The sequence below is a fragment of the uncultured Proteiniphilum sp. genome (assembly GCF_937873925.1).
GTDB lineage: Bacteria > Bacteroidota > Bacteroidia > Bacteroidales > Dysgonomonadaceae > Proteiniphilum.
In genome coordinates, this window is the sequence record NZ_CALNAT010000189.1 from 1 (window position 1) to 12,051 (window position 12,051).

At 38.7% G+C, this 12,051-nt stretch carries 7 protein-coding genes; all 7 read left to right on the forward strand.

Going from position 1 to position 12,051, the window contains the following annotated elements; genetic code table 11:
- Positions 1-614 precede the first annotated feature (614 nt).
- Positions 615-1,364, forward strand: coding sequence for an FCD domain-containing protein (locus Q0502_RS13050; protein WP_298651397.1), 750 nt, complete (start codon positions 615-617; stop codon positions 1,362-1,364).
- 12 nt (positions 1,365-1,376) lie between these two features.
- Positions 1,377-2,852 (forward strand): hypothetical protein, encoded by a 1,476-nt coding sequence (locus Q0502_RS13055; RefSeq protein WP_298651399.1) that lies wholly within the window; start codon positions 1,377-1,379, stop codon positions 2,850-2,852.
- Positions 2,853-3,051: 199 nt separating this feature from the next.
- On the forward strand, positions 3,052-6,270 hold the full coding sequence (locus Q0502_RS13060; protein WP_298651401.1) for a TonB-dependent receptor: 3,219 nt from the start codon (positions 3,052-3,054) through the stop codon (positions 6,268-6,270).
- A 56-nt stretch (positions 6,271-6,326) separates the two neighbouring features.
- Positions 6,327-8,237 (forward strand): RagB/SusD family nutrient uptake outer membrane protein, encoded by a 1,911-nt coding sequence (locus tag Q0502_RS13065; protein WP_298651403.1) that lies wholly within the window; start codon positions 6,327-6,329, stop codon positions 8,235-8,237.
- Between the two features lie 39 nt (positions 8,238-8,276).
- Positions 8,277-9,665, forward strand: coding sequence for a DUF5126 domain-containing protein (locus Q0502_RS13070; protein ID WP_298651405.1), 1,389 nt, complete (start codon positions 8,277-8,279; stop codon positions 9,663-9,665).
- Between the two features lie 149 nt (positions 9,666-9,814).
- Complete coding sequence (locus Q0502_RS13075) at positions 9,815-10,927, forward strand: sialidase family protein (RefSeq protein ID WP_298651407.1); 1,113 nt, start codon at positions 9,815-9,817, stop codon at positions 10,925-10,927.
- 50 nt (positions 10,928-10,977) lie between these two features.
- On the forward strand, positions 10,978-12,051 hold a 1,074-nt coding region (locus Q0502_RS13080; RefSeq protein WP_298651408.1), incomplete at its 3' end, for a sialidase family protein.

Here is a 12,051-nt window from a genome sequence, read left to right on the forward strand (position 1 = left end):
AAAAAAGTCACATTGAAGTTTTTGCAGGGAACTATTGCGATCATGCTGATCATTGTATCATTGGCTTTAGGAGCCGGACTGATTTAATAAAAAATATTATTTTCTATGGCGAATAAAACAGTTATAATCAGATAGTTAAAAGTTGTTTGTAGTATTATGCCAAACATTTTATTTATCAGTTTAATAGTGAGGCTGGCAAAATTTCCATCAAGCTGGTGGAAATTTACAAATATCATGAAATCAGGACTCTATGATTTATCGCCAAACTGGTGACGAATTTGATAGATTGCTAAACATGTGAACTTTATGAGACTTATAAAGACTCATTCACTTTAAAAATTAGGGTTCGGTCCATTAAATCAGGAATTAACGTTATATTGACTATACGAAAAATCAATTAAATCATATCTCTCACTTAGTTCGTTGAATATACTGAAGTAGATTGATTTTAAAATTAATATCCTAAAAAAATAATCATTACAAATAGATGAGAAGTAAGAATTGTTAGCCTTTTTTGTTTGTTATCATTATTTAACTAAATTAATGAGTTTTTTCTGTGAATTAATCATATTTTTGTTTGTCATTATGTAGGACATATTATACTTATACAACATATGAAAAAAGAAGCCTTCAAGATTGAAATCAAGAATGGGACAACAACACTTGTTGACCTAGCAGAAGAAGCGATTCTCAATTACATCAAAGAGAGCCAATTAAAATCTGGAGATGAATTCCCTTTTGATGAAAGCCAACTTTCAGAACAACTCGGCGTAAGTAGAAACGTGGTTCGGGAGGCGCTAAGTAGATTGAATTCATTTGGAATAATCCACAGCCGCAAGCGGAAAGGGATATATCTACAAGAGCCAGACATGAAAAAAAATCTAAGCAGAATTGTTGATCCCCTCCTTCTTAGTAAAGATCGTTATCTTGATCTGCTGGAATTGAGATATATATTAGAGATTGGCATAATACCTTCTCTCTTTGAGAATCTGCAAGATAAAGACATTGAAGAACTCTACGAGGCCCTCCCCCTCCATTTAATAAAAAACAAAGACGCGCGGTTTTCCACGGAAGATGAGATAAAGTTTCATACCATCATTTACAAAATTGCTAATAATCAAACCCTGATTGATTTAATGCAGATCATCATATCCATGCGTTTCCGGCTCTATGATAGTTCAGAATTTACAATTTTCAATGAAAACTTGACGAAAAAGAATTTGAAGGCAACCCATTACGATATCGTAAAAGCATTAGAGAGTCGAGACCCGTTACGATATGAAGATATCATAAAAAGGCATTTACTTCCTTACCACATGTATATTAAAGAGAAGCGCGGAAAAAATGATAAAGAGGTGATTTAAAGGAAAAAAAGCATGAATTTTTCGATTTTAGATTGGAGTATAGTCATCGTATATATCTTGTTAATGTTATTAATTGGATACCTATCTTCCAGGAAAAATAAAACGGTTGAAGATTATATTTTGGGCGGCAAAACAATGAATTCGTTTTCGATAGGAATTTCATTGTTTGCCACCCTATTCAGTACTTTAAGTTACTTGTCTTACCCGGGAGAGATGATTAAATATGGACCCGTATTTCTCGCGGGAATTCTTGCTTTACCAGTCGCGAACTGGCTCGTTGGAAGATTTCTCATTCCCAAATTCATGCAAATGAACGTCAAAAGTGCGTATGAAATTTTAGAAGTCAAGATTGGGCCTGCCACCCGAAATCTCGCGGTTTTATTTTTCCTTTCGTTGCGGTTTTTATGGATGACTACCATAATCTATGCGACAGTAGATGTTGCTCTCGTACCTATACTTGATATTAACCGTCCACTAATTCCGGTTATAAGTGTTGTTTTGTCCCTTCTAACCGTTATCTACACATCACTGGGAGGCATGAACGCCGTGGTTAAGACAGATGTTGTCCAATCTTTTATAATGTTTTTCGGCCTTATATTGACAATCATTTTTGTCCATGTCCAACTTGGTGCCGACCAGAAACTCTTCGATCCTGAGATTTATACCCATTGGGAACCCGTTAACTGGGGAATACACCCGACTAAACGAATGACCGTGGGAAATATTTTTATTTTGATTTTAGTGATACAATTGTGTACCGCCGGATCAGATCAAATGGCAATTCAAAGATACCTATCCACGAAAAGCGTGAAAGATGCTACTTCATCGTATAATGTTTCTCTCTGGGGTGGAGGGCTTATTAAGATTCTACTGGCATTCGCCGGCATCTGTATTATGGCCTATTTTTTTCATAACCCGGAGATACTCGGGGATGGTGCCATCGCGGATAATGCAGACTCTCTATTCCCCTTGTATATCCGTGTAGGGCTTCCATCGGGATTAACAGGCTTGATTACCGCCGGGTTGTTGGCCGCTGCCATGTCGAGCTTATCCTCCGGTTTAAATTCAACCTCTACCGTGATAATGGAAGATGTCATCAAAAAACGGAAAAAAGTTCAAAGCAAACTAGTCAATGAAAAAAGAGAATTTAAACTGATAAAAAGGCTAACCTTAACCCTTGGAATACTGGTCGCCCTTTCCACTTTTTTCCTGCCCTATGTCACCGGCAACCTGTTTGATGTGATCCAACGAGTGGTAAACTTGGTGGTAGCACCGCTTTTTGTTTTGTTCATAATGGCTCTATTCGTGCCTTTTGCTACAGACAGAAGCACGGTATGGGCAGGAGTAAGTTCATTAGTTATTGCAATTTTAATTGCTTTTTTCGAGATTTTTGGAATTTCCTCTTTGTGGATTACTCCCTTATCCCTTCTTGGGGGAACAATTATAGGGATATTGCTTAGCTACGTTGACAAAAAACACGGACAATAATGCATAAATATAGATAGATTATAAATAAATCTCAAATTATCTCGCCTATGGAAGTAAAACAAGAATGTAAATTAAGAAATGAAATGTACGGTAAACAGTCTGTAACGCGGTTAAATAAAAAAAGCCGAACGAATGGGCAAAAAACGTTCGGCTGACCAATTCTAATTACTGGGTTAAATAATTAAAATCATTCAAAGTTATGAATAAATACTCTATTGATGGGAATAAGATAGTCAATAATACCAAACAAGCGTTAAGAAGTGTAGCGATAACCTTAATGATGATGTTCTCTGCTATAGCCATTTCGCACGCGGTAAATGGTTATTCGAGTGGAAAATGGATTGAGGAGGCAAGAGAAGCCGAAGATATTTATCAGCAACAGAGAAGAGTACGGGGTGTAGTAACCGATAAGGAAGGAGAAGCCTTGCCAGGTGCTACCGTCGTTATTGATGGCACTACGAAGGGCGTGATCACGGATATCGACGGCGCTTACTCTATTGATGTTGACCCTAGCGACAAGCTGGTTTTCTCTTTCGTCGGTATGGAAAACCAAACCATTGAAGTAGGAACTTCAACCACGATTAACGTTACGATGCAGGACAAAATCGATGAACTAGAGGAAGTGACAATCGTCGCTTTTGGAAAACAGAAGAAAGAGAGTGTCATCTCTTCTATTTCTACGGTAAATACAGCTGATTTAAAAATTCCTTCAAGTAATTTATCAACAGCATTCGCGGGGAAAATTGCCGGGATGATTTCCTATCAAACAAGTGGGGAACCCGGGCAGGACGATGCAAATTATTTTGTTCGTGGAATAACTACTTTTGGAACAGGAAAAGTTGACCCTCTCATTCTGATTGATAATATGGAGGTTAATTCAAGCGATTTAAATCGCTTGAATCCAGACGATATACAAAGTTTTTCTGTATTAAAGGATGCTACTGCAACAGCTTTATACGGAGCGAGAGGAGCAAATGGTGTAATATTAGTTACTACCAAAGAGGGGAGCGAGGGGAAAGTAAGAGTGTCAGTGAGGGTTGAGAACTCTTTCTCTCAACCTACAACCGAAATCGAAATGGCAGATCCAATCACTTATATGAGAATGTCGAATGAAGCCTCACAATCCCGTGGAAGTTTAAATCCATTAGTGTATTCGAACGAGAAAATAGATAATACTATAAAAAACACCAATCCTTATGTATATCCTGCTGTTGACTGGAGAGGGCTAACAATTAAAGATTACACAATGAACCAACGTTTCAATCTGAACATATCAGGTGGAGGAAATATTTCCAGGTATTATATTGCAGGATCATTCACACAAGATAACGGAATTCTAAAGGTTGACAAACGGAATAATTTTAATAACAATATTAATTTAAAAAAATACTCAATCAGATCCAATATTAATATAAATCTCACCAAAACTACCGAAGCTATAGTTCGTGTACATGGTGCCTTCGATGATTATATTGGCCCTATCAGTGGAGGGAGTACAGTGTATAGTCAAAATCTCAAGGTAAGCCCGGTCAGATTTCCGGCATATTACGAACCAGATGAAACATATGCTTTATCTCAGCACATTTTATTTGGGAATGCTGGAGAGGGGGGTGAATATTTGAATCCTTATGCCGAAATGATAAAGGGATACAAGGAAACAAGAAATACAGTTATGATGGCCCAAGGTGAACTTAATCAGGATCTTAGCATGATAACTCCTGGACTCGCTGCACGAATTTTAGCCAATGCCACATCATACTCTTACTTCGATTTGCAACGTAGCTATAATCCGTATTACTATAATATTGCCAGTTACGATAGAGTCACAAATAAATATTCATTGGTTGAATTAAATCCTTTATCTGGAACAGAATACCTGGGGTATAGCGAAGGGGGGAAAAGCGTATCACGGCAATTTTATTCCGAAATGTCCTTATCATACGATAGGATATTTGATAGACATGGAGTAAGTGGAATGCTGATATTTTTAACGAGAGAGCAACTGACAGGCAATGCCGGCAATTTGTCAAACTCGTTACCTCATAGAAACCTGGGACTATCAGGCCGTTTTACATATAATTACGACAGTAGGTATTTCTCTGAATTCAACTTTGGGTATAATGGCTCTGAAAAATTTGACAAAAATCACCGTTGGGGTTTTTTCCCTTCATTAGGATTAGGGTGGATTATTTCAAATGAAAATTTCTGGGGCGGGGATATTTTGGATAATATTTCTTTGCTAAAATTACGTGGGACTTATGGATTAGTAGGCAATGATGCTATAGGGGCAGAACGTTTTTTTTACTTATCAAGAGTAAACATTGGAGGGGGTGAAGGGTATAGTTTGGGATATGACTTTAGTGGTAAAAGTAGAACCGGAGTCTCAATTTCACACTATTCAAATCCGGCTATTGGATGGGAGGTTTCTTATAAAGCTAATTTGGCAATAGAGCTTGGGCTTTTTAAAGATAAATTCAACGTTATCGCGGAGGTATTCAAAGAAAGAAGAACAAATATTCTTCAGACACGTGCAGATATTCCAACAACAATGGGATTATGGAGTACGCCTCAGGCTAATATAGGTGAAGCTTCCGGAAGGGGTTTTGAACTTGAATTAGATTATAAACAATCTTTTTCCAACGATTTTTGGGTAACGGTTAGGGGAAATTTTACATACGCACGATCATTATTTGAAAAGTATGAAGAACCTGATTATTGGTTTGCTCCATGGAAATCCAGAGTGGGACAACCTATTTCTCAACTGTGGGGATATGTTGCGGAAAGGCTTTTTATTGATGATGCTGACGTGTTGAATTCTCCTATTCAAGATTTTGGAGAATATGGACCGGGTGACATAAAATATAAAGACATTAATAATGATGGTGTTATTAATACATTGGATCAAGTCCCTATTGGTTTTCCTACTACGCCTGAAATTAATTATGGGTTTGGTACATCCATAGGATACAAAAATTTTGATTTTTCGTTTTTCTTTCACGGATCCGCAAGGTCATCTTTTTGGATCGATTCAGGCGCAATGTCTCCTTTTATCAGGTCAGGACGAGAAGAAACAGGTCTTGCAAAATTTATTGCAGATGACTACTGGTCTTATTCTACACAAAATCCCTTAGCCAAATGGCCGAAATTATCTTTATATAAAATTAATAACAATAACGAAAGAAGTACCTGGTTCATGAGGAACGGATCATATTTACGACTTAAAAATGTTGAGATAGGTTATTCACTTCCAAATAATCTTGTAAATAAAATAAAATTAGAAACATGTCGAATTTATTTAAATGGATCAAATTTATTTCTGCTGAGCAAATTTGATATTTGGGATATTGAATTAGGAGGTAACGGGCTTAACTATCCGTTACAGAGAGTGGCAAATTTAGGGATTAATATTTCATTTTAACTGCCTGTAATTTGGTGTCTTATTAAGAAAAAATGAACTTTTGTAAAAAAAACAATATGAAAAACAGATTTAAATTGCTAGTGGTTGCTATTTCATTGATATCGGTATCATGTGGAGACTATCTGGATGTAGTTCCGGATAATATTCCTACGATAGACCACGCCTTTGTAAATCGAAATGAAGCTGAAGGGTTTCTTTTTGGATGTTTTGGTTTTATGCCTGATATTGGCAACGTTCATCAAGATCCCGCGTTAACAGCTGGAGATGAAGTCTGGTTTAATGAACCGTTGCTAGATTTTACCCCTGACCTGCATAAAATATTTAAAGGAGAACAGGGTGCTACTAATCCTTTAGCAAATTACTTTTCAAGTAAACATGATGGTAATGCAAGAGGTGGGAAAAACCTTTTTACCGGACTTAGGGACATTAATATTTTTCTTGAAAATATTGATAAACCTTATGATTTAAGTGATTTTGAGAAAAAACTTTGGATTGCAGAAGCAAAATTTATGAAAGCGTATTTTCATTTTTGGCTATTGCAGATGTACGGGCCTATTCCCATAATCAGAGAAAATTTACCCATCGATTCAGCTCCGGAAATTACAAGAATATATAGAGATCCTATCGATGAAGTGGTTGATTATATTGTTTCTCTATTAGATGAGTGTGCTGAAGATCTTCCATTAAGGATTGAGGATGAAATTAATGATATGGGACGCCCTACTAAACCAATTGCATTGGCTTTAAAGGCTAAAGTTTTAACTCTTGCTGCAAGCCCCCTGTTTAATGGCAATACAGATTATGCAAATGTAGTAGACAATCGAGGAGTTCAATTATTCCCACAAGAATATAGTACAGAAAAATGGATAAGAGCAGCAGAAGCATTAAAGGAAGCTATATATATCGCTCATGAAGCGGGACATGAGTTATATGATTATAATAATAGCCTTTATGCAAGATTTTTAGATAGCTCAACAATCATGGCTATGCAGGTAAGAGGTGCTGTTGTCGAACGCTGGAATCCGGAAATAATTTGGGGAAACTCACGCACCTCATCTAACGGCCTTCAAAGATTATCATACCCCACTATAAGTCAAGCGACAGACGATATGCTGCCAACTTACGCTCCCCCTCTGAATATCGTTGAACAGTTCTATTCCAGCAATGGAGTCCCTATTGAGGAAGACAAAAACTGGCAGGGAATTGATTGGTATGGAATAAAAAGAGGCGATGAAAAACATAAATATTACATAAGGGAAAATTATGAAACCATAAATCTCCATTTTAATCGTGAAGCACGTTTTTATGGATCAATAATATTTGATGGAATGAGATTTTATGGTCAGGGAAAACATGCAGATGATGAAAATTTATTTACTATATATTTGAAATTTAACAATCTACCCGGAGGTTTTTATAGATCAAGGCATGGTATCACCGGATATCTGTCCAATAAACTGATTCATTATTTAACTTCTAGTGCATCGGGTAACATAAATACATATTCATACGCATTTCCAATAATAAGATTGGCTGATCTTTATTTACTGTATGCTGAAGCTTTAAATGAAATAAAAGATGTTCCTGATTTTGAAGTGTATGAATTTATTGATCTTGTAAGGAATAGGACCGGCCTCAAGGGTGTTGTTGAAAGCTGGGGAGAGTACTCTATTGAACCGGATAAACCTTTATCTAAAGAAGGAATGAGAGATATAATTCGGAGAGAAAGATTAAATGAACTTGCATTTGAAGGTGGCAGGTTTTGGGATTTACGCCGATGGAAATTATCCGAACAATTCTATAATAAACCTATTCGAGGGTTGAATGTATATGGATCAGGAACTGATTTTTACAATGTGACGACTATTTTCCAGCCTAAATATGAAAAGAAAGACTATTTGTGGCCAATACGCTGGTCAAACATTTATATAAATCCCAATTTATTACAAAATCCGGGATGGAAGTAATAAATAATTGTATGTAAATATGAATTTAAATTGAATGATATGAAAAAAATACTGTTCTTGCTTTTAATTACTTCCTTGGTTATTAGTTGTGCAGAAACACCTGATTGGAGTGATAAAAAAGACAATATACCACCAGGGCATGTGCAAAATCCTCTTGTGGAAAACATAAATGGAGGTGCAATTATTACCTACAATCTGCCGGATGATAAAGATATACTTGCCGTGAAAGCAATATATAATTTGAAAGGCCGGGAGGTCGAGATCTACTCGTCTGCATATCGTGATACAATTAAAGTGGAAGGATTTGGGGATACAAAAGAGCAATTGGTAAAATTAGTCTGTATTGATAAAAGCTTCAACGAATCGATACCTGTCTATTTACAAATTAATCCGCTAACTCCCCCGGTTGAATTAGTTGCTGAGTCAATGGTTGTTAATGAAACTTTCGGCGGAATTTACGTTGAATGGGATAACAGTTTTAGGACTGATCTGGCCCTTACTCTTTTCGCGGAGGATTCCGAAGGAGAAATGAAGGAGGATTATACTTATTATTCAAATTCCCCTACAGGCAGATACTCCTTCAGGGGTTTTGATGATCAGCCTCGAAAATTTAAGATTGTAGTAAAAGATCAATGGGATAATCAATCATTTTGGGAAAACACTTTATCTCCATTGTTTGAAGAAGAAATTAAGCCCTATAATGAAAACGGTGAATTACTATGGAATTTAAAATATTTTGAAGCTGAAAATTTATATACAGGAGATTTTCATGATTACAGATGGGGAGATAACACACGTGGGCTTCAATTGGTTGTTGCCGGTAATACGGTCGGGAATTCAGTTGCATTCTGGTTATCAATGAGAGGATTCTTATCCAGATGGGATCCAACAATACTACCAAATTCAGAGAACGATATTCAACCCATACCCAATTATTGGACAATAGACTTAGGTGAAGAAGTTTCACTAAGCAGGCATATTTACTGGAGTAGGGGGCGTGACGTAGGTGCTGATTTTAATAATCCCTCAAATCGCTATTATTATACATTGCCTCAAGGACCGAAACGAATAGAGATCTGGGGAACTAATAATAAGCCCAAAAGTGCGACAGATTTTAATAATAGAATGGAAGGATTACAGTACTGGACCTCGTGGGAACAAGTAGGAGGAACTGACGCATGGAAAGAAGACTGGGTAAAACTTGGGGAGAATGACCTGTTACCCCCCTCCGGTGCCCAAAATCAAGCGCAAGTTACAATGGATGATTTGATCCATGCAGACAATGGGTTTACCGCGGAAATTTATCCAGAAATGACGAATAAAAAAATAAGATATATAAGGTTAGTTTTTGAAGAGTATTATTCTGCAAATCCTAACGGTGTACATATTGTAGGGATAAAATTCTATGGAGCCTATAGCAATAGATAACCAATCACATACAGGAATATAATTCAAATGACTTGTATCTTGATTCTTGTGCCTAAATTTTTAATCGTATGCAATTAAGACTATTAAGCAAAATTTTGATTATAAGTGTTTTTATCATGTTTCTTTCTGAGAAATCGGAAAGCCGGCCCATGAAATCGGTTGATCAAACATCTGTCCGGAAAATCAGGGATATTACAATTTATAATGATGCCCGGTTCTACTCTTGCTTTCCTTCCGTGGCAAAAGGAAAAGACGGCGAGTTTCTTGTCGCCTTCCGGCGGGCACCGGATAGAAAAATATTCGGGGAGTCGGGAAGCAACCATGTGGATCCGAACAGTTACCTGGTGATGGTGCGTTCAACGGACGGGGAGAACTGGACGAAAGAACCTGGGTTGATGTATGCGCATCCCTTTGGCGGATCGCAGGATCCTTGTCTGCTGAGGTTAAAGGACGGCACTCTTATATGCAGCAGCTATTCGTGGGCTTTTGTCCTTCCGTCGGGAGTACCGAATCTTAAGGAACCTTACCATATGGCAGATGGCAGGGCTTATTTTCTGGGAGGATATATAATACGTTCATCAGATAACGGGAAGACATGGGAAGGTCCTGCATATCCTCCGCATATTCCTTCCGAGGTTCATTACAGCGCTTTAGGTAATCCGTTACCGGCCTATAACCGCGGAGCCATGTATGAAGAAGACGGACGTATTTTATGGGTTGTGGCGGTAAATGACAGAAAGAGCCCGCGAAAAATATCCGCCCACCTCTTAACATCGGAAGACAAAGGTATAACCTGGCAATATGCTTGTCCTGTTGCTACCGACAATACGTTTAGTTTTAGTGAGACATCCTTACATAAGACCCCTAAAGGCGATATCGTTGCATTTCTCCGCACAACCGATATGGATGATATGGCTTGTATTGCCCGGTCAACTGATGGAGGAAAAAGCTTTCAACCGTGGGAAAAGATGGATTTCCGGGGACATCCCCTGCATGCGTTGCGGTTATCCGACAACAGGGTGTTGCTCACCTACGGATACCGGCATACACCTTACGGTATCCGCGCCCGTATCCTGAATCCCGAATGTACCGATTTTAAAACAGCTCCCGAAATCATTCTCCGTTCAGACGGCGGCAGTACCGATATCGGTTATCCCTGGGCGGTACAACTGGATGACAACAGGGCGCTCGTAACTTATTATTTCAATGTGGGCGAAGGAACAAGGCACATTGCCGGTACCATTCTTGAAATTACACAGTAAAGAATGAGGTGAAAAATTGAAAATAAGCTATCATTTAAAATGTTATCCGGATGAAAAGAATCGTTAGAAATTTGGGCATTGTACTTTCAATAACGGCAATGGTATTAGTCTCCTGTAAGGATAAAGATCTTAACCCTGGATTAGAGGAAGAAGAACAGCCTACGGATACGTTTGATCAAACGTATGTCCGAAAGGTCAAGGATATCACCATTTATCAGGATGCCCGGTTTTACTCTTGCTTTCCTTCCGTGGTACAAGGTAAAGACGGCGAGTTTCTTGTTGCCTTTCGCCGGGCCCCGAACAGGCGAATATTCGGGGAGCCGGGAAGCAATCATGTGGATCCGAACAGTTACCTGGTGATGGTACGGTCGACGGACGGGGAAAACTGGACAAAAGACCCTGAGTTGATGTACGCGCATCCCTTTGGCGGTTCACAGGATCCCTGTTTATTGAAATTACGTGACGGTACCCTTATATGCAGTAGCTATTCGTGGGCTTTTATCCTTCCGTCAGGAGTGCCGAACCTTAAGGAACCCTATCACATGGCAGATGGACGGGCTTATTTTCTGGGCGGTTATGTGATCCGTTCTTCGGACAATGGGAAAACATGGGAAGGACCTGATTATCCCCCGCATATTCCTTCCGAGGTTCATTACAGCGCTTTAGGCAATCCGTTACCGGCCTATAACCGCGGAGCAATGTATGAAGAAGAAGACGGACGCATTTTATGGGTTGTGGCTGCCAATGACAAAAAAACTCCGAGAAAGATCTCCGCGCATTTACTGGCCTCGGAAGACAAAGGGGTGACCTGGCAATATGCCTGTCCTGTCGCTACTGATGATACGTATAGTTTTAGCGAGACGTCACTGCTTAAGACCCCGAAAGGTGATCTCGTTGCTTTTCTCCGTACAACCGATATGGATGATATGGCTTGTATCGCACGCTCTACGGACGGTGGAAAAAGCTTTCAACCCTGGGAAAAGATGGATTTCCGGGGACATCCCCTGCATGCCCTGCGGTTATCCGATAACAGGGTGTTACTTACCTACGGATATCGGCATACACCCTACGGTATCCGCGCCCGTCTCCTGAACTCCGAATGTACCGATTTTAAAACAGCTCCC

Bases quoted from the DNA above. Each gene is read 5' to 3' on its own strand.
- Q0502_RS13050 (WP_298651397.1), top strand. From the start codon at position 615: ATGAAAAAAGAAGCCTTCAAGATTGAAATCAAGAATGGGACAACAACA.
- Q0502_RS13065 (WP_298651403.1), top strand. From the start codon at position 6,327: ATGAAAAACAGATTTAAATTGCTAGTGGTTGCTATTTCATTGATATCG.
- Q0502_RS13075 (WP_298651407.1), top strand. From the start codon at position 9,815: ATGAAATCGGTTGATCAAACATCTGTCCGGAAAATCAGGGATATTACA.
- Q0502_RS13055 (WP_298651399.1), top strand. From the start codon at position 1,377: ATGAATTTTTCGATTTTAGATTGGAGTATAGTCATCGTATATATCTTG.
- Q0502_RS13060 (WP_298651401.1), top strand. From the start codon at position 3,052: ATGAATAAATACTCTATTGATGGGAATAAGATAGTCAATAATACCAAA.
- Q0502_RS13070 (WP_298651405.1), top strand. From the start codon at position 8,277: ATGAAAAAAATACTGTTCTTGCTTTTAATTACTTCCTTGGTTATTAGT.